This is a genomic window from Helicobacter sp. 13S00401-1, assembly GCF_002272925.1.
GTDB lineage: Bacteria > Campylobacterota > Campylobacteria > Campylobacterales > Helicobacteraceae > Helicobacter_I.
The window spans coordinates 1-24,231 of record NZ_MLAR01000010.1 but is presented as its reverse complement, the minus strand read 5'-3'; the positions used below and the strand labels follow the sequence as shown (position 1 = coordinate 24,231).

Annotated in this window: 19 protein-coding genes; 16 read left to right on the top strand and 3 right to left on the bottom strand. The window is 35.1% G+C overall.

Annotated features, from left to right (window positions below; translation table 11 throughout):
- The first annotated feature begins 16 nt into the window (after nucleotides 1-16).
- From alaS to BKH43_RS06050, 4 genes are all read left to right on the top strand, one after another.
- A complete protein-coding gene (gene alaS, locus BKH43_RS06065) occupies nucleotides 17-2,605 on the top strand; it encodes an alanine--tRNA ligase (protein WP_095229651.1) in 2,589 nt (862 codons plus the stop codon).
- 403 nt (nucleotides 2,606-3,008) lie between these two features.
- Complete coding sequence (locus BKH43_RS06060; RefSeq protein ID WP_095229649.1) at nucleotides 3,009-3,563, top strand: DUF1440 domain-containing protein; 555 nt, start codon at nucleotides 3,009-3,011, stop codon at nucleotides 3,561-3,563.
- A 23-nt stretch (nucleotides 3,564-3,586) separates the two neighbouring features.
- Nucleotides 3,587-4,312: a 3-deoxy-manno-octulosonate cytidylyltransferase gene (gene kdsB / locus BKH43_RS06055; RefSeq protein WP_095229647.1), complete on the top strand. Its 726-nt coding sequence runs from the start codon at nucleotides 3,587-3,589 to the stop codon at nucleotides 4,310-4,312.
- On the top strand, nucleotides 4,305-5,993 hold the full coding sequence (locus tag BKH43_RS06050) for a glycosyltransferase family A protein (RefSeq protein ID WP_172402334.1): 1,689 nt from the start codon (nucleotides 4,305-4,307) through the stop codon (nucleotides 5,991-5,993). Before kdsB ends, BKH43_RS06050 begins: the two co-directional genes overlap by 8 nt.
- Nucleotides 5,994-6,026: 33 nt before the next feature.
- Here BKH43_RS06050 and lptE read toward each other — a convergent pair whose 3' ends face one another.
- Nucleotides 6,027-6,563 carry an LPS assembly lipoprotein LptE gene (lptE, locus tag BKH43_RS06045; RefSeq protein ID WP_095229645.1) on the bottom strand — a complete coding sequence of 179 codons (537 nt, stop codon included), beginning with the start codon at nucleotides 6,561-6,563 and terminating at the stop codon, nucleotides 6,027-6,029.
- Nucleotides 6,560-7,777, bottom strand: coding sequence for a threonine ammonia-lyase (gene ilvA / locus BKH43_RS06040; RefSeq protein ID WP_095229643.1), 1,218 nt, complete (start codon nucleotides 7,775-7,777; stop codon nucleotides 6,560-6,562). The genes lptE and ilvA overlap by 4 nt, the downstream gene beginning before the upstream one ends.
- Nucleotides 7,778-7,868: 91 nt before the next feature.
- Here ilvA and BKH43_RS06035 point away from each other — a divergent pair, with 91 nt between their 5' ends.
- The 6 genes from BKH43_RS06035 (at nucleotide 7,869) to metE (ending at nucleotide 15,534) form a co-directional block, all read left to right on the top strand.
- Nucleotides 7,869-8,450, top strand: a complete 582-nt coding sequence (locus BKH43_RS06035; protein ID WP_095229640.1) for a DedA family protein — start codon at nucleotides 7,869-7,871, stop codon at nucleotides 8,448-8,450.
- Nucleotides 8,451-8,491: 41 nt separating this feature from the next.
- Nucleotides 8,492-9,214: a carbonic anhydrase family protein gene (locus BKH43_RS06030; RefSeq protein WP_095229638.1), complete on the top strand. Its 723-nt coding sequence runs from the start codon at nucleotides 8,492-8,494 to the stop codon at nucleotides 9,212-9,214.
- Nucleotides 9,214-9,759, top strand: a complete 546-nt coding sequence (locus BKH43_RS06025; protein WP_095229636.1) for a gamma carbonic anhydrase family protein — start codon at nucleotides 9,214-9,216, stop codon at nucleotides 9,757-9,759. Before BKH43_RS06030 ends, BKH43_RS06025 begins: the two co-directional genes overlap by 1 nt.
- A gap of 177 nt (nucleotides 9,760-9,936) precedes the next feature.
- Nucleotides 9,937-10,848: a c-type cytochrome gene (locus BKH43_RS06020; protein WP_172402333.1), complete on the top strand. Its 912-nt coding sequence runs from the start codon at nucleotides 9,937-9,939 to the stop codon at nucleotides 10,846-10,848.
- A 293-nt stretch (nucleotides 10,849-11,141) separates the two neighbouring features.
- Nucleotides 11,142-13,013 (top strand): glycosyltransferase family A protein, encoded by a 1,872-nt coding sequence (locus tag BKH43_RS06015; protein WP_172402332.1) that lies wholly within the window; start codon nucleotides 11,142-11,144, stop codon nucleotides 13,011-13,013.
- Between the two features lie 292 nt (nucleotides 13,014-13,305).
- Nucleotides 13,306-15,534, top strand: a complete 2,229-nt coding sequence (gene metE, locus BKH43_RS06010) for a 5-methyltetrahydropteroyltriglutamate--homocysteine S-methyltransferase (RefSeq protein ID WP_095229630.1) — start codon at nucleotides 13,306-13,308, stop codon at nucleotides 15,532-15,534.
- Between the two features lie 160 nt (nucleotides 15,535-15,694).
- On the opposite strand, the gene dcd is transcribed toward metE, so the two are convergent.
- Nucleotides 15,695-16,264 (bottom strand): dCTP deaminase, encoded by a 570-nt coding sequence (gene dcd, locus BKH43_RS06005; RefSeq protein WP_095229628.1) that lies wholly within the window; start codon nucleotides 16,262-16,264, stop codon nucleotides 15,695-15,697.
- A gap of 77 nt (nucleotides 16,265-16,341) precedes the next feature.
- On the opposite strand from dcd, the gene accB reads away from it, so the two are divergent.
- The 6 genes from accB to BKH43_RS05970 form a co-directional block, all read left to right on the top strand.
- Nucleotides 16,342-16,818: an acetyl-CoA carboxylase biotin carboxyl carrier protein gene (gene accB, locus BKH43_RS06000; protein ID WP_095229626.1), complete on the top strand. Its 477-nt coding sequence runs from the start codon at nucleotides 16,342-16,344 to the stop codon at nucleotides 16,816-16,818.
- Nucleotides 16,815-18,218 carry an acetyl-CoA carboxylase biotin carboxylase subunit gene (locus BKH43_RS05995; protein WP_095229624.1) on the top strand — a complete coding sequence of 468 codons (1,404 nt, stop codon included), beginning with the start codon at nucleotides 16,815-16,817 and terminating at the stop codon, nucleotides 18,216-18,218. The genes accB and BKH43_RS05995 overlap by 4 nt, the downstream gene beginning before the upstream one ends.
- Nucleotides 18,219-19,219: 1,001 nt before the next feature.
- On the top strand, nucleotides 19,220-20,578 hold the full coding sequence (locus BKH43_RS05985) for a sodium-dependent transporter (RefSeq protein WP_095229620.1): 1,359 nt from the start codon (nucleotides 19,220-19,222) through the stop codon (nucleotides 20,576-20,578).
- A 667-nt stretch (nucleotides 20,579-21,245) separates the two neighbouring features.
- Entirely contained in the window at nucleotides 21,246-22,370 is a 1,125-nt protein-coding gene (ald, locus tag BKH43_RS05980; protein ID WP_253248062.1) for an alanine dehydrogenase, read from the top strand.
- A gap of 7 nt (nucleotides 22,371-22,377) precedes the next feature.
- Nucleotides 22,378-23,007: a thiamine phosphate synthase gene (locus BKH43_RS05975; RefSeq protein WP_095229618.1), complete on the top strand. Its 630-nt coding sequence runs from the start codon at nucleotides 22,378-22,380 to the stop codon at nucleotides 23,005-23,007.
- Between the two features lie 21 nt (nucleotides 23,008-23,028).
- Nucleotides 23,029-24,231 (top strand): cache domain-containing protein (locus BKH43_RS05970; protein WP_143429041.1); only part of this gene is annotated, 1,203 nt, incomplete at its 3' end.

Sequence of the window (24,231 nt, the reverse complement as noted above, 5' to 3'; positions counted from 1 at the left end):
ATTAAAAGGGGAGCATATGGAAAAGAAACTTGATATAAGAGGAGCATTTTTAGAGTTTTTTCAAAACAAAGGACACACTATCTATGAAAGTATGCCCTTAGTGCCTAATGATCCAACCTTACTTTTTACAAACGCAGGCATGGTGCAGTTTAAAGATATCTTTACTGGCACACTTCCGCCGCCAAAAGGCTTAAGGGCTACTTCTTCTCAAGTTTGCCTAAGGGCAGGTGGCAAGCATAATGACTTAGAAAACGTAGGCTACACAGCACGCCATCACACTATGTTTGAGATGCTAGGAAACTTTTCTTTTGGGGACTACTTTAAAAAAGATGCTATTAAGTACGCGTGGGAGTTTGTGACTGAAGTTTTAAAGCTTCCAAAAGAAAAGCTTTATGTGACAGTTCATACTAGTGATGATGAGGCTTATGATTTGTGGAAAGAGATAGTGCCAGTTAGTCATATAAAACGCCTTGGTGATAAAGATAACTTTTGGCAGATGGGCGATACGGGGCCTTGTGGACCTTGTAGCGAGATATTTATCGATCAAGGTGAAGAAAACTTTAATGGAGAAGAAGATTATTTTGGAGGGGATGGAGATAGATTCTTAGAGATATGGAATCTAGTTTTTATGCAGTATGAAAGAGATAAGGAAGGTAATCTTAAGCCTTTACCAAAACCAAGCATTGATACTGGTATGGGGTTAGAGAGGGTTCAAGCCATAATGGAAGGTAAAACTTCTAACTTTGGCTCATCTATCTTTACGCCACTTATAACTGAAGTAGAAAAACTATGCGGTAAGCCTTATGCCTATGAAACAGGGGCAAGCTATAGAGTTATAGCAGATCACGCACGTGCAGTTTGCTTTTTGCTAGCCCAAGGCGTTACTTTTGATAAAGAGGGTAGGGGTTATGTTTTAAGACGGATTCTAAGAAGGGCTTTAAGGCATGGCTACTTGCTAGGCATTAAAGGAGCTTTTCTTTATAAAGTCGTTGATAAAGTTATAGATGAGTTAAGTTATCACTACTCTTACTTAAAAGAAAAAAGAGAAAACATTTTAGAACTTTGTAAGCTTGAAGAACTGCGATTTTTAGATACTTTGGAATCTGGTATGAAGCTTTTTAAAGAAGAGCTAGAGACTTGTGAAGCTAGGGGAGAAAAAGTCTTTAGCGGAGAGGTAGCTTTTAAACTTTATGATACTTTTGGATTCCCACTAGATCTAACACTTGATATGTTAAAAGATACTAATCTAAGCTTAGATATAAAGGCCTTTGAAGTTTGTATGGAAGCACAAAAGGCTAGATCTTCAAACACTTGGAAGGGTAGTGGTGATGAGGGGGTAAATGAAAACTTCAAGGTCCTAACTCAAGAGCTTTTAAACAAGTTTGGCAAGAATGACTTTGTGGGCTATGAGTTTAGCGAGCTAAGTGCTAAGGTTCTAAGTTTGCTTGATAGTGAGTTTAAAGAAGTAGCCTCTTTAAAAGAAGGAGAAGAAGGCTATGTGCTTTTTGCTAAAACGCCACTTTACCCACAAGGTGGGGGACCACTAGGCGAGGGCGGAAGTCTTTATAAGGGGGAAAAAGAAGTAGCAGAAGTTTGTGATACTAAAAAGTATTATGATTTAATCTTTTCAAAAATCTTAGCTAAAGCTAGTTTGAGTGTGGATGAAGAGCTACTTATAAAAGTCTCTCCTGATAGATTTGAGATAAAAAAACACCACTCAGCTACCCACTTACTCCACGCTGTGCTTCAAGAAGTACTTGGCCCTAGTGTCGCCCAGGCTGGTTCATTAGTACTTAAAGATAGATTAAGGTTTGATTTTACTTATCATAAGGCACTAGATGCTTTAAATCTAGAACTCATAGAATCTAAAGTTAATGAGTTAATAGCAAAGGCCCTGCCAGCAGAAATTGAGTTCTTATCTAAAAAAGATGCCCTAGCCAAAGGCGCAAAGGCACTTTTTAATGAAAAATATGGCGATGTGGTTAGGGTTTTAAGCTTTGGGAGTGAGAGTGTAGAGCTTTGTGGAGGGCTGCATGTTAATAACACTTCAGAGATTAATAGCTTTTATATAACCAAAGAAAGTAGTGTTTCTAGTGGCGTAAGGCGCATAGAAGCAGTGTGTGGGCTAAGTGCGTTTGAGTATGCAAGAGGCAATATAAAAGAGCTAAAAACATTAGAAAGCACGCTAAAAACTAAAGATATCTTAGGGCTTGTGGCTAAGTTAAAAACCTCACTAAAGCAAGATTCTAACCTTCAAGAAGCAAGTTTTAAAGTAGAAAATATTAATAACATTCCTTGCGTTATAAGCCTAGCAAGTGGGAACTTAAAAGCCCAAGTTGATACTTTTAAAAACTCACATGCAAAATGTGCCATATTTTTACTTCAAGCAAGCGAGGATAAGGCCAGCCTTGTGTTAGGAAGTAAGGGCATAGATTTAGATTGTAATCTTTGGCTTAAGTCTATGAGTGAGCTTGGTGTAAAAGGTGGGGGAAGAAAAGACTTTTTACAAGCTGGCTTAAGAAGTGAAGGTGATAAGGGCCTAGAATCTAAAACTATAGAGTTAGTTTTAAAAGCAGCTAAAAGCTATCTAGAAGCTAATTTATAGTTTTCAAGCCTTTTTAGTCTTTTAATAAAGCTTGTGCCCTTGGGATAGCTTTATGCTTTTTAATGCCTTAAAAAGCAATATATTTTATCTTGATGCTAGGAGTGACTGAAAGCCACGACATGGCAAGCTTCATGGCCACAAAGTAACTATGTCATATGCTAGGCTTATGCAATAAGCCCCTGGCAATCTTAAAGACACTAAGATCCTTGATCTCTACAAAGATCATTCTCTTATCAATTGTAAAAGTTTCTCTAAAAGCCATTAAGCATAATCTACAAGATTGCCACGTAGTAGGCTTAAAGTCCACTTTTAGCATATGGCAGAATATGAGCTTTTAGAATCTTGAGATGGCTATAATTTTGTTTTTCAATCATACAAAACAAGCTAAGCGCAAGGAGAAAATATGTATAATCTTTTTCGCTCCTCTCTTAAAAGTGAGCGTAACTATAAGGCCATTTTTTGGATGGCAGTATTTATCGCATTAATTAGCCCTATTATAAAAAGTGGTACAGAGAGTGTTTTTCCACCTTGGGGGCCTGATGTTATAGCGCCACCTCCATTTTTGGTTATGGACTATTGGGGGTTTAGCGCTCCTTTGTGGAGGGTAAATGGTGGTAATGCTATGCCTGCTGGCTGGCTTTTACACGTGTTTTTATCTTTTGTTGTTATCTTTGTATATATCTATTTAGTAGAGAGATTCCCTAGATTAACTCTTTGGCATGGTATTGCTATGGGGGTCTTTTTAACTTTCTTATTGCATTATATAATGGTGCCTGCAATGGGGGCTATGCCTAGCCTTTTTGGGCCTGATGTGTGGAAAACTGCCCCTTGGCATTTAAACTGGGTGACTAACCTAAATGAGCTAATAGATCATGTTTTATGGATGTGGGTTTGTGAAGAGATGCGTGCTGGGATGAGGGCTAAAAAGCTAGGCCTTCCTACTCCCATGTTAGGTTAGAGTTAAATTTAAGGATTAGGTTCATGATAATAATACCAGCTAGACTAAGATCAACTCGCTTTCCTAATAAAATCTTAAGTGATATTTACGGCTTGCCTATGTGCATAAGAGTAGCAAAAAATGCTTCTAAGGTAGATGATACTATTTTAGCAGTTGATGATTTTAGCGTTTATGAACTTGCACTTAAACATGATGTGAGGGCAGTTATGACTGATCCTAAACATCCTAATGGCACTTTACGCGTGCTAGAAGCCTGCATACTTTTAGACTTGCCAAAAAGTGAAGTTATTATAAATTTGCAAGCTGATGAGCCTTTTTTAGAAGTAGAAAACATTAAAAAGCTATTAGATTTAACTAAGACTTCAAGCTTTATGGCCACTCTTGCTAAAACTGTAAGCCTAGAAGAAGCCCTAAGTCCAAATCTAGTAAAAGTGGTACTAAATGATAAAAAATGTGCCCTTTACTTTTCAAGATCACTTATACCTTTTAATAGAGATAAAGATGTAGCAGTTAACTATCTTGGACACTTAGGGATGTATGGCTTTTTAAATATAGAAGTTTTAAAAGAGTATGCAAGCTTTAAAGAGTGTGCATTAGAAAACATAGAAAAGCTTGAACAACTACGTGTGCTTTATCATGGTCGTGAGATAGCATTAGACATCGTAGAATCTAAAAGCTTTGGCATAGATACAAAAGAAGACTTAGAAGAGGCATTAAAAGTGTTTAAAAAAGATAACTTATATGAGTGAAGACTTAGATTCTAAAAAGGAACTTAAAACTCCTAGTGAAGAAGTGGGCTTAGTAAGTATAATTATCCCCGTTTATAATGTAGAAAAGTATCTAGTATATGCACTAGATTCAGTCTTATCTCAAACTTATAAAAAGCTAGATATTATCTTAGTAGATGATGGAAGCACTGATAAAAGCTTAGATATAGCCTTAGAGTATGCTAAAAAAGATAAGAGGATATTTGTAGTTAGCAAGCTTAATGGAGGACTAAGCACAGCTAGGAATCTTGGCACTGAGCTAGTTAAAAACACTCACTTAAGAGAGGCTTTAGAATCTAAAAAAAAGCAAGCCTTAGATTCTAAAACTTTATATAAAACTAAAGAGCTAAAAGAAAACTTAGATATAAAACTACAAAGCAAAAAAGAGTTCTTTTGTAGTAAGCCTTATAGTTTAGAGTTTTATAAAAGAAAAAACTTAGCCTTTTTTACATCTAAAAACTACTTTGTAAATATCATCCATGCTTTTGCATCTAAGCCTTTTGGAGATAGCCCTATCTTTAATGGTAGTTTTAGCAAAGAAGAGCTTAGAGACTTTAACAAACTAAATACTATCTTTAAAAGACCTAGTCTTAATCATTTTTTAAATCTAACCCCAAAACTTCCTAGTAAAAGGCTTTTATATAGTTTTACGTATGAAGAAGGAGGTTTTTTTAGATTCCATGAGCAAGATATAACACCTCTTTTATGTCAAGACTTACCAAGTAAGCAGTTTATACACTACTTTGATAGCGATGACTTTATGCAAAAAGCTTGTGTGTCATCTTGCATGGATGCCCTAGAAAAAGATACTGAGGTCTTAATACACCACTACTCGATCTTTTGGGATGGTGTGCCTGCATGGCATAAGTTAAAGTTTCCTCCTCACTTTGTAGAACAGCTTGCTATGGAGTTTGGAGAGAAGAGCTTTGAAGGGAGTGCACTTTTTTGTTGTTTAAAAAAGTGTAATGCAAACTTTGGCTGGCATGGCCTTATAAGTAATAGCTATCTAAATAAGATTAGGCTTAGATTTACTTCATTTCTTGATATGGAAGATCTTAACTTTGGGATGATACTGTTTGCTAAGGCTAGGTTTATAAAAGTACTTTTTAAACCTCTTATAGCTTATCGTTTAAGAAAAGATTCTATATCTAACTACCTAGATGCTAAAGATATAACTGTACCTGCCTCGCTTAAGTATCTAAGCACTCACTTTAAAAAAGAATCTCACATAAGAACTTACTTTAATATCTTTTGTCATTTCTTTGCTATTTTTGATACTTACTTGATGCTTTATAAATCATCTAGCTTAAAACCAGAGGCTTTAAGAGCTTTGAAAAAGCAGATGATAGATATCTTAAGTTGGCGCACATGGCCTGCTTTAGTTTATGAAAATAAAGGCGAGGATGCCTTACATATAGCAACTATCATAGATTATCTAGACTTTTTAAAACAATATGAAGATTTAGATCCTGATGTAAAGCTAGCTTTTAAGTTTGGCAAAAAGAACTACTTTCGCTACAAGGGCATCATTACATTTTTTTATAGGGTAGTAAGAAAGATTAAAAGAGTGCTTTACTATGTGGCTAGGTTTATCTATAGAGGTTTAGGCCTAAAGGCTTTAAAAAAAAGATGGCTTGCACGTGAAGATAAGCTTAAAAACTAAGAGCTAGATTAAGACCTTAGTTACTTCCCTTTCTTAGTTACTTCCATCTGCATTTTCATACTGCAATCTTAAGTTTTGATAGCCAAGCTGGGATATAAACTTATCTATACTTTGTTTAGCTGCTTGTGTGATGGCATTTGATCTGTTGTTATCTGTTACTATAGGATTGTTTAAAGATGCTGCGTAGTCGTAATATCCACCATTAGTAAAAGTTACATCTTTGTTTCTATTTTTAAAAGAAAAAGTGATGTTTACATAGACTCTATAAAAGGTCGCAAAGCCTTGGGTGTCACTACTTACTATACTATTAGTTATAGACCCAATATCTACTTTTAAGATAGTGTCGGCATTTTCTTTACTGCTTAGGTTTAGATGAAGTCTTGAAGCTATGGCTTCATTAACAGCATCTTTTATCTTTACTGAATCTTCAGGGTTTTCCATATTTGGACTTAACTCTACAAAGACGTTATTGCCAAGTACATTTTTAGCATAGTAGGCTATAGGCTGATAGCCACAAGCTACTAGAAAGAAAGGAAGTATAAGTAAGGCTAGGCTATAAAGTCTTTTCATACTATTTCGCTAAATTTATATCCGTGTTCAAGTAAGGTTTTGCAAATCTGTTCTTTATGCTCTAAACCCTTAGTCTCAAGAGTTATAGATATATAAGCATCGCCGTATTCAAGTTTAGTACTTATCCTATCATAGCTTACATGGACTATGTTTGCATCCATCTTAGTTAGCAAGTCAGTTAGTTTCATAAGAGAGCCTGGCTTATCTATTAAAGTCATCCTAAACTTAGTTTTGCGATTAGTTTTTATAAGCCCTTTTTCTATGATTAGATTAAGCATGGTTACATCTATGTTACCACCACTTACTACTACACCTACTTTTTGGTGAGGGTGTAAGTCTAGCTTGTTATGAAGCAAAGCAGCTATCCCTACAGCCCCAGCACCTTCTACTACTAGCTTTTGAGATTCTATAAGATAGAGGATGGCACTTGCTATTTCTTCATCATCAACTTCTACCATATCATCAACGCCTTGTTTTATGCACTCAAATATGCCTTCATTCACATCTCTTACTGCGATTCCATCAGCTATGGTTTTAACTGCTTCAGTTTTTATAATTCTTTTAGCATGGAAGCTTTCAAACATAGCCCTAGCACCTTTGGCGCTTACTCCTATGATTTTAACATCAGGCTTTAAAAGTCTATAAGCGCTAGCTATGCCACTTATAAGCCCACCACCACCAACTGGCACTAAGATGATGTCTAAGTCTTGCTCACCCATCATCTCTAAGGCTATAGTGCCTTGACCGGCTGCTACTTCTTTATCTGCAAAAGGATGGATAAAAGTATAGTTTTGCTCTTTTGCTAGTTTTAAAGCATAGGCATAGGCTTCATCATAGTTTGTACCTTTTAACATCACTTCAGCCCCTAGGTTTCTAGTAGACTGCACTTTTAAAAGAGGAGTAGCTTCTGGCATAACTACAACTGACTTAACCTTAAAGTGGCTAGCACTATAAGCTACACCTTGAGCGTGATTACCCGCACTTGCAGCTATTACACCACCATCTAACTTTTTTTCTTCATGCAAAGAGGCTAGTTTATTGAAAGCTCCTCTTATCTTAAAAGATCCTGTTAGCTGTAAGTTTTCTTTTTTTAAAAACACTTGTGCTTTAGAAATCTGAGAGAGTTTTGGCGCGTATGATAAAGGATTGTGATATATAATGTTTTCTAGCCGTTTTTTAGCTAGCTCTATGGCCTGCAATGGGATTAGATTCATATAATTCCTTTTAATTGGAGAAAAACGTATTTAGTAAAAAATGTATTGCGTATTATTACGTAAAAGATTCTTAAAAACAAAAGGTAGATGGATGGATTCTGTATTTAGTGGCTATGAAAACTTGGGCTATGCTTTATTATTTTTATACTCTATGGGTGGGGGATATATAGGCATATTAGCCGCGGGGGCATTAAGTGCAGTTGGGAAGCTTGACTTAAGTCTTAGCATATTAGTTGCTATTTGTGGGAATGTTATAGCCTCTAGCTTTTATGCGATATTTTTTAGATATCAGAAAAAAGAGCTTACAAAGTATCTTAGGAAGCATAGGCGTAAGGTTGCCTTAGCAAATATCTGGATAAAAAAGTTTGGAATCTGGATGATATTTATTTGTAAATATCTTCATGGTATAAGAACTATAGTGCCTATAGCTATAGGTATGAGTAAATATAGCCTTTACCGTTTTGTGCTAGTAAATCTTATAGCAACTATCATCTGGGGAGTAGTGCTTGGAGTACTAGGCTTTTTTGCAAGTGGAAAGCTTTTAGAACTTATAAGATTTATGATTAATAAGCCTTATGTTATACCTATAGTTGTAGTAGCCATAGTTGTACTTATAGTACTTTTTTACTATATAAAGTCTAAAATTTTTAAAAAAGCTAGGAATAAAAAGTAATATAATCTATACTTAAAGCTAAAAAAATACGAGGAGAGTTAATGAATAAATTAAAGTTTGTATTAGGTCTAGGCTTAAGCTTAAGTGTATTGCTAGCAGCTAGCCATGGTTGGAGTTATAGTGGTAAGCATGGACCTGAACACTGGGGGGATGACTTTATAACCTGCAAGGTTGGTAATACGCAATCGCCAATTAATATCGTCTCTTCTATGGCACAAACTGGTGCTAAAAACATTACTTTAGAGTATAAAAGTGAGAATGCAACTATAGAAAATAATGGCCATACAGTACAAATTAACTATCCTAAGGGTAACTATGCCATTATAGATGGTGATAAGTATGAGCTTTTGCAGTTTCACTTTCATACTCCAGGGGAAAATGCTATAGATGGCAAAATAGCCCCACTTGAAGTTCACTTTGTTGGAAAAGATTCTAAGGGTAAGTATGCAGTTATAGGAGTTTTGTTTAAAGAAGGCAGGATTAATGGAGCCTTGCAGCAAGTAATCCACACTATGCCAACTCACGCAAACTCTACTCACCATGTTCATCATGTAAAAATTAATGAGCTTTTACCAAAAAGCCTAGAATCTTATCAGTTTAGTGGTTCACTTACTACTCCTCCTTGCACACAAGGCATAGAGTGGATAGTGTTAAAAGAGCCAATTAGCGCTTCTAAGTCTCAAATTGAAGCACTAAGTAAAGTTATGGGGCATAATGCAAGGCCTTTACAAAAAACTAACAACAGAGAGATAAAGGCTAATTAATGTTGATACCATTTATAGGAGCTTTAAGCACTTCAAATGAAAAGATTGCGCCTACACTTGGTAAAGATGTATTAATATCTGAAGGTGCTAAGGTTATAGGTGAAGTAACTTTAGGTGATGATGTAAGTGTTTGGTATAACTGTGTTTTGCGTGCAGATGTAAACTCTATAAAAGTTGGCGCTAGGACTAATATACAAGATTTAACCTGTGTTCATGTTTGTAGACGCTGTGCTAGTGGTGAGGGAGGATCTCCAACTACCATAGGCGAAGAAGTAACTATAGGCCATAGCTGCATCATACATGGTTGCACTATAGGTAATAGATGCCTTATAGGCATGGGCGCTATAGTTATGGATGGGGCAGTAATAGGTGATGATAGTATAGTAGGGGCTGGTGCTTTAGTTACAAAAAATAAGCATTTTCCTCCACGTTCTTTAATCATGGGTAATCCTGCTAAGTTTGTAAGAGAGCTAAATGATGAAGAAGTAGCTGCTTTAAAACAAAGTGCCCTAGACTATGTAAACTTTAAAAACGACTTTTTATAAAAAGTTTTTTCACGTTTAACTATATATAAAGAAGGTAAAGCCCTTCTTTATAACTTAGCTTAAATCTTAAACATCCTCTTTTTAATCCCTTTCTATAAAACTCTAAGTTTCTAATCTTTTAAAATAAAAAATGCTATTATGAAAAATATTTTCATATTAAATATTAAAAGGAAGATTATGAAGAAAAAATTATTAACTACTATAGTGGCTTCAAGTGTTGCGGCACTTATGCTTAGTACTACTGTTGCTTTTGCTAGTGGTATGCATAATGGTGATAAAAAAGAAAATGATGGAAAGATTATGACTAAGGTAAAAGCCCATGGTGATACTATGGAGTGGAGACTACCGCCTAATATGGATAAAGATGGCAATATAGACTTTTCTAAGATTCCAGATGGAGCTTATAAAGAGGGCTTGAAGTATGGCCAAAAGATATTTAATGAGACTTATGGAACTATAGGCGATGGAGCACATGGTGAAGGCAAAGGCATGGCAAAAAGTAAACTTTCTTGTGCAAGCTGTCATGGACTAGGAGGAGCTTCTAAAAATACACTTAGTTTAGTAGGAGCTTTTGCTCACTATCCAGAAAGCAACTATAGAGGACCTGGAATCTTAAATATAGAAGATAGAATTAATGCTTGTATGGTTAGAAGTGAAAACGGTAAACCACTACCTGTAGAAAGTAAAGAGATGAAGGCTATGGTAGCTTACTTGTACTTTTTAAGTAAAGGAGTACCAGTTGGAACTACTGTGCTAACTGATTACAGTCAGACAAAAGTAGATGTTAGCAAGCCAGGCGATGCAAAAAAAGGTAAACTAATCTTTGCTGATAAATGCGCAGCTTGCCATGGTATAAATGGAGAAGGTACAAGGAACCCAGATAAGAAAAGTGGTAACTACTTTATCTACCCAGCACTTTGGGGTAAAGATGCTTATAACTCAGGAGCAGGTATGCAGCACCTTGATAAGTTAGCTAAGTTTATAAAACTTAACATGCCTAAAGGTAATGCAACTTTAACTGAGCAAGAAGCCTTAGATGTAGCAACTTATATACACATGCAACCTAAACCAAAGTTTATGGGTAAATAATCTTAAAATTAGACATTAGTCTATATAAATTTAAAAGCTTAAAAATCTTTAAGCTTTTAATCTCTTAAATGCTAACTTAATGGCATTTAGGGTTTAAAATACATTCTTATCTCTTGCTTTAGAAAAATATCATCTAGGTTTTATATTTATAGTATTGTAGAGTTAAAGGTTTATAGCCAAAGCAGCATACATCTAACCTTAAAATGTCAATTTTTGGCTATGAAGATATTCAAAAAAAAAAAAAAAACGGTTAATATAAGCAGAATGAAAATTTTTATCATAAAGGTAGTTTGTTGAAACAAGTAAGTAAAGTGGATGCTAGTTTTACTCCACTCATTTCTATAATAGTCCCAGTTTTTAGAGTAGAGCACTATTTAAGCGAATGCTTAATAAGCCTTCTAACTCAAAGTTATAAGAATCTTGAAGTTATAGTAGTAGATGATGGCAGTAATGATAGTTGTATAGATATAGCTTTAAAGTTTGCTGAGGTTGATAAAAGAGTTTTTGTAGTACAAAAGATTAATGGTGGTCAAAGCACTGCTAGAAATATGGGTATAGAGCTAGTTAAAAACTCCCTTTTAAGAAACTATATAGATTCTATGAGTAAAGATTCTAAGAACTTAAAGCCAGACTTTGATTACAAAGGCTATAACACCAGGGCTAATGCAACTCTTAGCCTTAACTCCTATCTAGCACCTAATGCAAGAAAGCCAAAGTTTTCTAAAAGCACTTTAGAGCTTTTTAGCAAGCCTCCTCTTTCTATCTTTGCAAACCATCTTAAGATGGAAGGAGGCTTTAAGGACTTTTATAAAACTTATCCTAATCTTTTGACATTTGATTCTGAAAACTATGATACATCTCTAAGTCAAAGCTTAAAAGATAAGATAACTATCATCTCACCCCAACATGTAGTTATAGATGAAGATAGGATAGCTAGAGAGCTAGTTTCAAAACTTCCACCTAATCAGTTTGTGCAGTTTGTAGATCCAGATGACTATATACACATAGATATGTTAGAACATAGCGTAAAGCTTTTAAGGCGAGATGTAAGAACAGAGTTTGTATGGAACTCTTGTAGGTATGAGTTTTATGGGGGTATAAAGCCAGATAAGGGGCATGGCGCTTACTCTGATTTTTATCTACATAAGTTTTTTAGAGATCATAGACACTTTAATGTGGATGGAAGAGAAGTACTTTCTACTTTTTTAGATATAAATGACATCGTAAGCATGCTAGTGCTTGGCCCTATAAGAACAGACTTGTTAAATAAGAGTAATCTTAGATTTATAGATGGTCTAGAGTATGAAGATCAGCTTTTTAGCATGTGCATGATGATGGATGCTAGGCATGTAGCACTAAGTGAGTACTGCTGCTATGTCTATAGACTTAGACCAAACTCTACTGTAACTTACGCTGCTACTTCTTCAGAGCTTATGACTAAGATACCTCACCTTGCGTTTTTAACTACTGCTTATAAAAACTACTTTGATGTGAGATTTTATAGATACTACTACTCTATGGGACTTATAGCTTTAGTTAGCATCATCAATCAAGCAAGGATGAAAGCTATGGTAGAAGATGAAAAAGACTATAAAGATAGAGACTTAGAGCTTAAGCTTTTAAAAAGTGTCTACTACTATGCAAGAATAGTAATGTATAAAAAGTTTATAAAAGTAGAAAAAACTAAAGATCCTTTAGAAATCTTAAAGTTATCTAAAACCTTGCATGAGTACTTTAAACTTAAAGGGATAAAAGAAGAGTTTAAAAAGATAGGAACTAGGCAAAGTATAGCTATAGATAGTTTTGACTTTCTTGCTTACCACTTAGGCCATCGCTTTCCTAAACTATGGAGTAAGCTAAGAGTTTTTATTAGGATAGGTTTTGATGTTTGTAGGCTTAAAAGGGTAGAAGGTGGACTAAGAGGTTATATCTACCACTACTTGCCACCGCTTGCACGCCTACTTTTTAAGATAAAAACTGTGCTTCGTTCTAAAAATATCAAGTCATTTACAAAATCTAACTTTAAACCAACTGAGCTAGATAAATCCATACTAGAGATAGAACAAACTCATATTATAGACTTAGATACAGCCTTAAGCCACCTAAAAGATTCTAAGCCTTTAAAAGATCATGAAAAAGTTAAAGAGCTATGGAAGGTTAACTAAGTCTAAAAGCTAGGCTTAGCTACATAAAGCCTAGCTTTTAAAGTTTTTAATAATCTCTCTTATTTTACCCCACCCACTTTTACCCTTTAATGTTACTTTATAAAAGAGCTTAAAATATACTAGTTTTAGTAGGCTTTGATCGGCAAAAAGTACTTAGTACATATTTTTGATGCTTGCTTTATATGATAAAACTAAAAGCTTGCATAAAAAGAGTTTAACTTTAATCCTGCCATAATTGACAAACACAATATGTAAATGTTAAAATATGTAATCTAAAATTAAGGATGCACATATAATGATAATAGTAGGTTTTCCACGAATCGGCGAAAATAGAGAGCTAAAAAAAGCCCTAGAATCTTACTGGGCTAGCAAGAGTACAAAAGAAGAATTATTAAGTGTTGCAAAAGAGCTAAGAGCAAAACACTGGAACTATCAAAAAAACTTAGATTACGTAAGTGTTAATGACTTTAGTTTATATGACAACATGTTAGATCTTGCCTATATGCTAGGTGCTGTGCCAGAGCGCTTTAAAGGGCTAGATGGACTAGATCTTTACTTTGGCATGGCTAGAGGTACTAAAGATGCTACAGCTTGTGAGATGACTAAGTGGTTTAACACTAACTATCACTACGTAGTACCTGAGCTAAGCAGCAAAGATTCTTATAAAGTAGATATTAGCAAGATAGCAGCTGAGTATAAAGAAGCTTTAAGTTTAGGCTATAAGCCTAAGATTAGTTTAATAGGGCTTTTTACTTTTATAGGACTTTCTAAGATAGAAGGTTGTACTTGTGTTTATGAAAATGTAAAAAAAGCCTATATTAAGCTTGTAAGCGAGCTAGCAAAACTAGATTCCAAAGTAGTTATAGAGTTTAATGAGCCTATATTTGTAAAAGGCAAAAGTGATCTTTATGTGCATATAAAAGAAGTTTATGATGAGATAGCAGATCTTGGCGTAAAAGCTATAGTAACTACTTACTTTGAACATAGCACTGAAGCAACTTCTATCCTAGTAGATACTAAGATAGAAGGGCTAGGCTTAGACTTTCTTTATGGGCCTAAAAACTTAGAATCTTTAGAGGCGATTGCCAAAAGTGGCAAAAGGCTTTATGCTGGCGTTATAGATGGAAGAAATATTTGGGCAGCAGACATAGATACTAAACTAAAGTTGCTAAAACACATCTCTTCTATAGTTCCTAAAGGTAATATCACTTTAAGTACAAGCTGCAGCCTTTTACACGTGCCTTTTAGCAAGGAGCAAGAAGTTAAGATGGATAAAGAGATCTTAAGCTGGCTAAGCTTTGCAAGAGAAAAAATTGATGAGCTAAAACTATTAGAAGAAGCCTTTAGAGATAGTAGCGATAAAAAGATACTTAAAGCCTTAGAGCAAAATAGGGCGCTTAACCTAGATAGAAGAAACTCTAGTAAGATCCATGATAAGGCAGTGCAAGAAAGACTAGCATCTTTAAAAGTTAAAGAAAGAGAAGGCACTTTTAAAGAAAGGATTAAGATTCAAAGAAAAGAGCTTGGTTATCCTGATCTAGCAACTACTACTATAGGAAGCTTCCCTCAAACTCCTGAGCTTAGAAAACTTAGACTTGATTACAAAAAAGGACAAATTGATTCTATAACTTATGAAACAGGCTTAAAAGACTACATAAAAGACTGTGTTAAGTTTCAAGAAGACATAGGACTTGATGTATTAGTCCATGGTGAGCCTGAAAGAAATGACATGGTAGAGTACTTTGGTGAGCAGATGAAAGGCTTTGTGTTTTCACAAAATGGCTGGGTTCAAAGCTATGGAAGCAGATGCGTTAAGCCTCCTATAATCTATGGCGATGTAAGTCGTCCTAAAGCTATGACGGTTGAGTGGGCAAAGTTTGCTCAAAGCCTAAGCAAAAAGATAGTAAAAGGTATGTTAACTGGACCTGTGACTATACTAAACTGGAGCTTTGTGAGAGATGATTTAGCGCGTAAAAGCGTGTGTAAGCAGCTTTCTTTATGTATAGCAGATGAGATAGATGACTTACAAAAAGCAGGCATTAAAATCATACAAGTTGATGAAGCAGCCTTTAAAGAAGGCTATCCTTTGAGAGCTGAGAATATAAAAGAGTATGAAACTTGGGCGTTAGAGTGCTTTAAGATATCAACTTCAGTTGCAAGACTTGAAACACAAATCCACACTCATATGTGCTATAGCGAGTTTAATGACATCATAAAAACTATAGAGGCGATGGATGCTGATGTTATAAGTATAGAAACAGCTAGAAGTGGTAATGAACTTTTAAAAATCTTTAAATCTAGTGGCTATGCAAACGAAGTAGGTCCAGGAGTTTATGATATACATAGCCCTAGGATTCCAAGTGTGGATGAGATGTATAAGCAAATCTTAGCCCTACTTGAAGTCTTGCCAAAAGAGCAACTTTGGATAAACCCAGACTGTGGTCTAAAAACTAGAAAATGGGAAGAGGTAAAACCAAGCCTTGTAAATATGATAGAAGCGGTTAAAAAAGCTAGAGCATAGAATCTAGATTCTAGTTTATAACGTTTTTTATAAGATAGTAGGGGCTTTAGCCCCTAGCTTAAGCTTTCCTATTTAGTTTAGCCTTAAAGTTATTAGAGATTAAAAAAACTTATAACTCACTACTATATAAACTTACAACAAATCCATAAGATTTTTTATACTAACTTTTTTTGATGATCTTTGGTAGTGTTATGCCACTTTGATTTTGATACTTGCCAAGTTTATCTTTATAGCTTTGAAGGCATACTTCATCCCCTTGAAAAAAGAGTACTTGAGCTATACCTTCGTTAGCATAAATCTTAGCTGGACAAGGTGTTGTATTACTTATCTCTATGGTTATATTACCTACAAACTCTGGTTCAAAAGGAGTTACATTAACTATGATTCCACATCTTGCATAAGTGCTTTTTCCTAGACATATACAAAGCACATCTCTAGGAACTTTAAAAACTTCTATAGTGCTAGCTAGCGCAAAAGAGTTAGGAGGTATGATGCAGTAGCCATTTTCTGCTTTTATGTCAATAACTGAGGTTTGAGAGAAATCTTTAGGGTCTATAAGTGCATGGTTTAGATTAGTAAAGACCTTAAAGTCACTTCCTACTCTTACATCATAGCCATAGCTGCTTAGTCCATAGCTTATAACTCCTTTTGAAGTTTGTTCTACAAAAGGAGTTATCATGTCTAAGTCTTTACACATTTGTTTTATCCAGCCATCACTTTTTAATCCCACTTGTCACGCCCTTTTATAAATATGCTATTATCATAACACAAAACATAATCATCCTAAAACATAAAAGGACAACCACTATGAATGTAGAAGACATAAAAGAAATCATGGAGCTTTTCAGTAGCTCTGAAGCAAGCTCGCTAAAGATTAAAGATGAGGGCTTTTCTTTGACACTACAAAAAGGCACTAAAGATAAAGCTCCAAGAGTTTCTAGCAGTGCTGTATCTAATGAAGTTGTATTACAAACTGAAGCACCTAAACTAACTACACCAACATCTCTTGAAGTCTCTCAGATGCCACAAGTTAAAGCAGTAAGTGCGGACTATATAACTTCGCCTATGGTTGGTACATTTTACAAGTCTCCAAGCCCTGGAGCTGATCCTTACATAAGTGTAGGAGATATCATTAAAAAAGGGACAGTTATAGGTATAGTTGAAGCTATGAAGATTATGAATGAGATAGAGGCGGACTTTGACTGCAAGGTAGTAAGCATAGAAGTTAATGATGCCCAGCCAGTTGAGTATGGCTCAAAGCTAGTTATGGTGGAGAAAGTATGAGTAAAAAAACTATAAATGATAAGAATGAAACAAAAGCACATAATGAGAATCGTCCTAAAGTAGAAAAAAAACACCTCCAAAGAATCCTAATCGCTAATAGAGGTGAGATAGCTTTACGTGCTATACGTACCATACAAGAGATGGGTAAGCAAGCCATAGCCATACACTCAAGTGCTGATAGTAACTTGCATTATCTTGATGTAGCCGATGCTAAAGTGTGTGTTGGTGGGGCAAAGTCAAGTGAGAGTTATCTAAATATATCTGCGATTATGAGTGCTGTTGATTTATTTGACGCTGATGCTATATTCCCAGGTTATGGTTTTTTAAGTGAGAATCAAAAGTTTGTAGAGATTTGCTCTCATCATGGAGTTGAGTTTATAGGTCCTAGCAAAGAAGTTATGGAGTTAATGAGCGATAAATCTAAAGCTAAAGAGTGCATGAAAAAAGCAGGCGTTCCTGTTATAGAAGGAAGTGAAGGTAAGCTTAAAAACTACGAAGAAGCTCAAATAGTAGCCGATAAGATAGGCTATCCAGTTATCATCAAAGCAGCAGCTGGTGGTGGTGGACGTGGTATGCGTGTGGTTGAAGATAAAAGCTTGCTTAAAAACCTCTACTTGGCTGCTGAATCTGAAGCACTAAGTGCCTTTGGCGATGGCTCAATTTATATGGAAAAGTTTATAAACCGTCCTAAGCACATAGAAGTGCAAATCATGGCTGATAAGCATGGTAACGTTATACATGTAGGTGAAAGAGACTGCTCTTTACAAAGGCGTCAACAAAAGCTAATCGAAGAAACTCCAGCTGTAGTTTTAAGTGAAGAAGTTAGAGAAAAGCTACTAAAAACTGCAGTAAATGCCGCTAAGTACATAAACTATGTAGGTGCGGGGACTTTTGAGTTTTTATTAGATTCTAATAATAAAGATTTTTACTTTATGGAGATGAACACACGTCTTCAAGTTGAACATACAGTTAGTGAGATGGTAAGTGGGCTTGATCTAGTAGAGTGGATGATACGTATAGCTGAAGGAGAAGAGCTTCCAAGTCAAGAAAGTATCAATCTTAAAGGCCATAGCATAGAGTGTAGGATAACAGCTGAAGACCCTGAGAAGTTTTACCCAAGTCCTGGGAAAATTGAAGGTTTTATAGCACCAGGTGGGATGAATGTAAGACTAGATACTCACGTTTATGCAGGCTATGATGTACCTATGTTTTATGATTCCATGATAGGAAAGCTTATAGTTTGGGGTAAAGATAGACAAAGTGCTATAGCAAGGATGAGAAGGTGTTTAAAAGAGTTTAGTATCACAGGTATAAAAACTATCATTCCTTTTCACATTAAGATGATGGATAATGCAGACTTTAAACATAGCAGGATAGACACTAAGTATCTAGAAAGCTAAAAAACTTTTAAGTTTATGGAATCTTTACAGATTCCATCTTTCATACTTAAACTACTAAATGGGCTAATTACAACTTCTAGTTTATATCATCACATATAAAAAGTGAAAAACGTAGTCTTAAAAGCGTGGTAATATTGAAAACTCTTATATATTTCTAGAATCTCTTTAAAACAATAAAAGGCTTGCTATATCTTTTAAGAGGTATATTACAAACTTAGTTACTTATAATCTTTATTATTTCACTTAGCCTAGTAAATATGATTATATAGTATGGTCAGTATTACTCTTCTTACGAGGTTGACTAGCTCCTTATTTCAACATTTTCTTTTTCATATTATTTATTATTTGTGTGTTTTTTTCTAACCAAAAAGGGGTTTAACCCCTCCCCGCTCCCCTTAGCCCCGAAAAAGGTACTTTTTCGGCAATCAAGGGGAGAGCCTCGCTAATTCCGTTTCTAGCAAAAAAATGGCGTTCGCATTTCTGCTTACTTGTTTCCATTTTTTTGCACCACGAAACGGGCTCGAGTAGCGCTTCGCCAAATAACACACAATTTAAAAAAGTATGAAGCATTTAAGTCTTTTTGCCTTTCGTTTTTGTTTTAGCAAAAACAAGCGTGCAGGGGACTAGGGGGCAATATTTTATAAAATAAAAACTAAGGGGATAAAAGGGGACCGCCTTGTCCAATATAGCGCCCCCTCTCCCCTCTTGCTAAAGGATAAAGGTTTTTTAAAAGTAGATTCTGTAATAAAAACTTAAGTGCTTAACTGGCACTAGACTTGCCATAGGGTGTTTTACACACCCTTTGCAATGTCAGATTGCAAAGGTTATAAAAAAAAGTAATACTACCCATGTTGTAGGATAACTTAAAAGAAAAGGTTTCCTAACGTTACTTAATAGTAACATTATCTGCTTCAAAAGGTAAACTTTTTAAAAAGCATTTAACTTTCTTATAAAAATATATATACTAAATCCATACTGCAAAACTTTTCAAAGGGGTGATTATGCAAAAAAGACACGTTTGGTCTAGTAGCTTAACCTATATCTTAACAACAGCTGGAGCGACTATTGGCTTTGGGGCTACTTGGAGGTTTCCCTATCTAGTGGGTCAAAATGGCGGAGGGGCCTATGTTGTAACTTTTATCATAGCCATGCTTATAGTTGGCATACCTATGATTTTAGTAGAAAACGTCATAGGAAGGCGCGCACATAAAAACTCACTTGATGCTTATGATGGCTATGGTTCTAAGTGGTGGAAGATAGTAGGTGTATTAGGTCTTATAGGTTGCTTTGGAATCATAGGTTACTACATGGTCTTAGGTGGTTGGGTTATAACTTATATAGTAAACATTTTTACAGGAGCGCTTAATCTCTCAGCCCCTATAACAAAAGAGCTAACTAACAGTTTTTATAATATAAATATAGAGCACTCCCCTTGGATGATAAGCCTTTATACTATTGTATTTATCTTGATAAATTGGTTTATACTAGCTAAGGGGCTAAGTGATGGGGTTGAAAGGGCTATGAAGTTTTTGATGCCTTTGCTTTTTATCTGTCTAATTGCCATAGTTATAAGAAATGTAACTTTGCCAGGGGCAGGGGAGGGTATAAAGTTTTATCTTAAACCAGACTTTAGCAAGATAACACCGGCTTTATTTATAGCTGTTTTAGGACAGGTATTTTTTGCGCTATCTTTAGGTTTTGGCGTTATGATAACTCTTTCATCCTATCTAAGTAAGAGTGAAAACTTACTAAAAACTTCTCTTATAACAGGCATCATAAACACTGTAGTTGCCTTGCTTGCAGGATTTATGATCTTTCCTTCGCTTTTTAGCTTTGGTTTAGCCCCAGATTCTGGTCCTAAGTTAGTTTTTGAAGTACTACCTATAGTTTTTTCACATATGCATTTTGGAAGCGTTATAGCGATATTTTTCTTCCTTCTTTTAATAGTTGCTGCCCTTACTACTTCTATAACTCTTTATGAAGTCTTAGTAACTGTTGTGTGTGAGAAGTTTAAGATGACTAGAAAGCGATCTTCAACTATAGTTTTAAGTGTGCTTTTTGTGCTTGGGAACATCCCTTGCATCATGGCTTATGGGCCATGGGCTAGTGTTAGAATCTTAGGTTTTAATATCTTTGATGCATTTGATTATATAAGTGGGAATATCTTTTTTGTCATCACTGCTTTTGGAAGTGCAATCTTTGTAGGTTGGGTTATGAAAAAAACTGCGAAAGAAGAACTTGCAAGTGGCTTAAAAGGTAGATATGGCTGGGTAGTTAGTATATGGTATCACTATGTAAAGTTTATAATCCCTATCATCATACTAGTTATATTTATCTTTGGTATAAAAGACTTGTTTTAAAAAGCTTTAAGATTAAAAAGATAGGTTAAAGGCAAAGCTAACCTATCTTTAGCCCTAAAACATAAGCATGGGAAGTTTTTGCATGGTAGATATATGTAAAAGTAACCTAGAAAAATATCTAGCAAATAAAAGCCTTTAAATATTAATAGCTTTTAGTGAAATTATCCTACATTTAAATGCACTTTAGAATTTTATTTAGGGTAGTTATCTTTTGTGATTTATAAAAATGTTTCTAATCTTTACTTATCTAATCCTCCTAAGGCCTTAAAAGTTTACAAAAAGTTACATTTTCTTCAAAGCTTTTTAAGATTATAAGATGCTAATTTTTTAGGCTTGGCGCAACTTGCATAGCAAGTCAAGCATTTTAGAATCTTCCCCACTGCTGCACTTTTAAAGAGGTCAAAGAAGCTTAGTTTTAGATTCTATATATAAGTTTATAGGAGACTTGCTAGCTTTTTTATAGGTCTAAAAGGAAACATTTTAGCTAAATGCCTTGATGTAACTTAGAAAACTTTGTTGTAAACTTTATACAAGGCAAGGATGCATTTTGATATTAGTTTAAAAAGTTAGAAATGCAATCCTAGCTATAATATCGCTCAGATTTATCTTTGCGATAAAAGACTTATTTTGAAAGTAAAATGAAAGTAAACCGTCAGAAGGGAAAAGTATGCAAAAGATAGTAGTTGGATGTCCAAAAGAGATAAAAGTAAGAGAGTATAGAGTAGGGCTTACTCCAGCAAGTGCGCACGCTTATGTAGAAGCTGGCCATGAAGTCTTAATAGAAAAAGACGCAGGAAGTGCCATAGGTTTTAGCGATAAAGACTATGAAGAAGCTGGAGCTAAGATAGTAGATAAAAAGACACTTTTTGAAAAAGCTAGCATGATAGTAAAAGTAAAAGAGCCTATAGATTCTGAATATGGCTACTTTAAAGAAGGACAGACTTTATATACCTACTTACACTTAGCTGCTGATAAACCTTTAACTGAAATGCTTTTACAAAAAAAGATATTTTCCATAGCTTATGAAACTATAAAAGTGGGTAATGCACTTCCGTGCCTAGCACCTATGAGTGCTATAGCTGGCAGGCTTTCAGTACTAGAAGCAGCTAAGTTTATACAAAAAACTTATGGTGGTAATGGAACCTTGTTAAGTGGAGTACCTGGAACTCCAAAAGGAAAAGTAGTTATAGTTGGAGGTGGAGTAGTTGGTTTGGGCGCTGCACAGATTGCTGTTGGTATAGGTGCTGAAGTAACTTTACTTGATATAAACACTGAAAGATTAGCTGAGGTTGATAGACTTTTTGACATGAAGATAACTACACTTTATAGCACCCGTGCAAATATCCTTCACGCCATAAAAGATACAGATGTAGTTATAGGTGCAGTGCTTATACCTGGAGCTAAGGCACCTAAGATTCTAAAAAGAGAAGATTTAAAGCTTATGAAAAAAGGCTCTATCATAGTAGATGTTGCTATAGATCAAGGGGGCTGTTTTGAAACTTCAAAGGCAACAACGCATGATGACCCTATATTTGAGATAGATGGGATCTTACATTACTGCGTGGCTAATATGCCAGGGGCTGTAGCTAAAACTGCAACAGTAGCCTTAAATAACTCAACACTTAGCTATGGCCTAAAGATAGCAAATCTTGGGCCAAAACAAGCAGCCCTTAGTGATAACGCCATACTTGAAGGAGTTAATACTGTAGCTGGGAAATGCACTTATAAAGGCGTCAGTGAGGCTTTTAATCTAAAGTATGAAAGCGCAAAAGACGTGCTTAATAGTTTGTAGTTAAAAGATGGAATCTAAAACGACTAAAACACTAAAAGGGCTTTATGCCATAAGTGATGCCTTGCTTACTCCTAAAGAAAGGCTGCCTTTTATGCTTGAAGTAGCACTTAAAGCTGGCATAAATGTCTTTCAGCTTAGGGATAAAGAAAGTTTAGATTCTGACTTAGAAGCCTTAGTTATAGAGCTTAGCAAGCTTTGTAAAAAGTATGGGGCTACTTTTATACTTAATGATAGAGTAGATCTTGCTTTAAGCTTAGGCAAAGATATAGTTCATGGCTTACATATTGGAAAAGATGACTATAAAGCAGATGAGTTTGAAGCTTTAAGAAAGGCTTATAAAGGCATCATAGGGGTTAGTTGCTATGATAGTTTAGAGCTAGCTAAAAAGATGGAATCTTTAGGGGCAGATTATGTGGCATTTGGGGCTATGTTTAGCTCGCCCACTAAGCCACTAGCTAAACCTTGTTCACTTGAAGTACCTTTTAAGGCAAAAGAGATTTTAAAAGTGCCAGTTTGTGTCATAGGTGGTATTAATCAAACAAATATAGCCTTGCTAAAAGATATGGATTTGATAGCTTGTATCTCTTCTATATGGAAGGGCGATATAAGTGATAATATATCTAAACTCAATATTTAATTAAATAAAAGGGGTTTCATAATGAAAAGTCTATCTGCTAAAGTCTCGCTACTGGCTTCTATCATACTGATAGTGGGTGTTATTATATATATGGTGGTTGCTGTTGTGAACTTTCGCTCTAACATACTTAGCTTTTTAAATAGTGGCAAGGAAGAGATGATAGGTCCTGCTGCTTTGTATTTTGATAAGCAGACTAATGTCACAACTGAGTTCTTATCTAGGTTAAGCGAAGATGTTACAGCTAGCGATATAGCTAATGATGAAGATCTAAAAACTTATCTTGATAATGTTGTGCGTTTTTCTGCAGTTGATAATGCTTGGATTTTAAGAATGAGCGATTTAAGCATAGGTGTAGCTATAAATGGAAAGCAAACAACTATCTTGCAAGAAAAAGAGTACAACCCAAAAGAAAGACAGTACTACAAAAGAGCACTTAAAGATCCAAAAGATGTTGTAAAAACAGATCTTTATCGTGACTATGATGGAGCTCTTAATATATCTTTTGCTAAAGCTGTAGTTAGGAATGGAAAAGTTATAGCTATAGTTGGTCATGATATGCCTATTTCTTCTGTGGCTAAAAGCCTAGATGACTATAATATCTCAGATTTTAGTAGGATTTTTATCTATAATCCTGATACTGCTAATATGATCTATGCTAATGATAAAAGTCTTATTGGCCTTGAAAATGCTAAAGCAAAGGAGCTAATCAAAGAATTAGAAGCAGGGTTTTATAAAGTTGGCTCCGATCCTTTCAACTTTAAATGGCAAGGTAAAGAATTTTTAGGGCTTTGTAGTCTTACAAACTATTACAAGATATGTATCACCACAGATCCAGCTGAGTATCAAGGCACTCTTATGTTTTCTATATGGCTACTTGTGATAGTTGGCGTTTTGATAGTTATCATAGGTAGCTTGGTTATGCTTTTTGCTATGCGCTATCAACTTAAACCTTTGAAGGCTATAGAGCGTCATTTGGTTGCATTTTTCTCCTTCTTAGATCATAAGGCCAAAGCACCAAAAGCTTTAGTTATAAGGTCTAAAGATGAATTTAAAACTATGGCTAATGTAATAAACTCTAATATTACTAATATACAACTCTCTTTATCCAAAGACAGTGAAGCTGTAAGTGAAGCATTAAATGTAGCTAAGACTATAGAAGAAGGTAACTTAAGTGTGAGAATACTTAAGTTACCTTCTAATCCTCAATTAATTGAACTAAGAGAT

Bases quoted from the DNA above. Each gene is read 5' to 3' on its own strand.
- alaS (WP_095229651.1), top strand. From the start codon at position 17: ATGGAAAAGAAACTTGATATAAGAGGAGCATTTTTAGAGTTTTTTCAA.
- BKH43_RS06060 (WP_095229649.1), top strand. From the start codon at position 3,009: ATGTATAATCTTTTTCGCTCCTCTCTTAAAAGTGAGCGTAACTATAAG.
- kdsB (WP_095229647.1), top strand. From the start codon at position 3,587: ATGATAATAATACCAGCTAGACTAAGATCAACTCGCTTTCCTAATAAA.
- BKH43_RS06050 (WP_172402334.1), top strand. From the start codon at position 4,305: ATGAGTGAAGACTTAGATTCTAAAAAGGAACTTAAAACTCCTAGTGAA.
- lptE (WP_095229645.1), bottom strand. From the start codon at position 6,563: ATGAAAAGACTTTATAGCCTAGCCTTACTTATACTTCCTTTCTTTCTA.
- ilvA (WP_095229643.1), bottom strand. From the start codon at position 7,777: ATGAATCTAATCCCATTGCAGGCCATAGAGCTAGCTAAAAAACGGCTA.
- BKH43_RS06035 (WP_095229640.1), top strand. From the start codon at position 7,869: ATGGATTCTGTATTTAGTGGCTATGAAAACTTGGGCTATGCTTTATTA.
- BKH43_RS06030 (WP_095229638.1), top strand. From the start codon at position 8,492: ATGAATAAATTAAAGTTTGTATTAGGTCTAGGCTTAAGCTTAAGTGTA.
- BKH43_RS06025 (WP_095229636.1), top strand. From the start codon at position 9,214: ATGTTGATACCATTTATAGGAGCTTTAAGCACTTCAAATGAAAAGATT.
- BKH43_RS06020 (WP_172402333.1), top strand. From the start codon at position 9,937: ATGAAGAAAAAATTATTAACTACTATAGTGGCTTCAAGTGTTGCGGCA.
- accB (WP_095229626.1), top strand. From the start codon at position 16,342: ATGAATGTAGAAGACATAAAAGAAATCATGGAGCTTTTCAGTAGCTCT.
- BKH43_RS05995 (WP_095229624.1), top strand. From the start codon at position 16,815: ATGAGTAAAAAAACTATAAATGATAAGAATGAAACAAAAGCACATAAT.
- BKH43_RS05985 (WP_095229620.1), top strand. From the start codon at position 19,220: ATGCAAAAAAGACACGTTTGGTCTAGTAGCTTAACCTATATCTTAACA.
- ald (WP_253248062.1), top strand. From the start codon at position 21,246: ATGCAAAAGATAGTAGTTGGATGTCCAAAAGAGATAAAAGTAAGAGAG.
- BKH43_RS05975 (WP_095229618.1), top strand. From the start codon at position 22,378: ATGGAATCTAAAACGACTAAAACACTAAAAGGGCTTTATGCCATAAGT.